This is a genomic window from Pseudomonas sp. NPDC099000, assembly GCF_044759925.1.
Taxonomy (GTDB): Bacteria; Pseudomonadota; Gammaproteobacteria; order Pseudomonadales; family Pseudomonadaceae; genus Aquipseudomonas.
In genome coordinates this window covers 1-1298 of record NZ_JBIWAF010000038.1, presented here as the reverse complement: position 1 = coordinate 1298, position 1298 = coordinate 1, and the positions used below count along the sequence as shown (strand labels likewise).

Sequence of the window (1298 nt, the reverse complement as noted above, 5' to 3'; positions counted from 1 at the left end):
CGGCGCGTCCGTTCAACGGCAAGATTCTTCGGCGGCGGCGCATCACTTCCACTGCAGAAAGAGGTGCGCAATTATGCAGATTGCGAAAAATAATTCAACCTGCTTTTATGATTGTTTTGCCCAAGGAGCACCCGATGGACTATCGACAGCTAGGCCGAACCAATCTGAACGTGAGTGCCATCTGCCTCGGAACCATGACCTGGGGCGAGCAAAACACTGAAGCTGAAGCCTTCGCACAGATCGAACGGGCCAAGGACGCCGGGATCAATTTCATCGACACCGCCGAAATGTATCCGGTGCCGCCGAAGGCCGAAACCTACGCCACCACCGAACGCTACATCGGCAATTACTTCAAAAGTCGCGGTGATCGCGCCGACTGGATACTCGCCAGCAAGATCGCCGGCCCCGGCAACACCATCGATTACATCCGCGATAAAAACCTGCGGCACAACCGCCAGCACATCACCGAAGCCGTGGACGCGAGCCTCAAGCGCCTGCAAACCGACTACATTGACCTCTATCAGCTGCACTGGCCTGAACGCAGCACCAATTTCTTCGGCCAGCTGGGGTACAAACACAAGACCGAAGCCAACCTGACGCCGCTGGAGGACACCCTCGAAGCGCTGGACGAACAGGTCAAGGCCGGCAAGATCCGCCACATCGGTCTGTCCAACGAAACGCCGTGGGGCACCATGCGCTTCCTCGCCCTGGCCGAAGCCCGTGGCTGGCCGCGAGCCGTGTCGATCCAGAACCCGTACAACCTGCTCAACCGCAGCTTCGAAGTCGGCCTGGCGGAAATCGCCATCCGCGAACAGTGCGGCCTGCTCGCCTATTCGCCGCTGGCGTTCGGTTTCCTGTCGGGCAAGTACGAAGGTGGCGCACGTCCGCCCAAAGGCCGCCTGAGCCTCTACAGCCGCTTCAGCCGCTATTTCAACCCGCAGTCGGAAGCCGCGTGCAGTCGTTACGTTGCGCTGGCCCGGGAACACGGTCTGGACCCGGCGCAAATGGCGCTGGCGTTTGTCACCCAGCAGCCGTTCGTGACCAGCAACATCATCGGCGCCACAACCATGGAGCAGCTTGAAAGCAATTTAGCGAGCTTCGAGCTGAAACTTTCCGATGACGTGTTGGAGGGAATCGAGGCGATTCACAAGGATCACCCGAATCCCGCGCCGTAACTTACGACGATGATCGTTCCCACGCTCTGTGGTGTGCACCCCAAAAGTTGGACGATTGTGGTTCTAGGCCTGAACGGATTGAGTCCTGTATTCCACAGGGCTCATTCCGTTCAGCCTCAGCTT

At 58.9% G+C, this 1298-nt stretch carries 1 protein-coding gene; it reads left to right on the top strand.

Features of this window, described 5'->3' with window-relative positions; all coding sequences use genetic code 11:
* Nucleotides 1-134 precede the first annotated feature (134 nt).
* On the top strand, nucleotides 135-1175 hold the full coding sequence (locus ACIQV9_RS26615; protein ID WP_403107779.1) for an NADP(H)-dependent aldo-keto reductase: 1041 nt from the start codon (nucleotides 135-137) through the stop codon (nucleotides 1173-1175).
* Nucleotides 1176-1298: the final 123 nt, after the last annotated feature.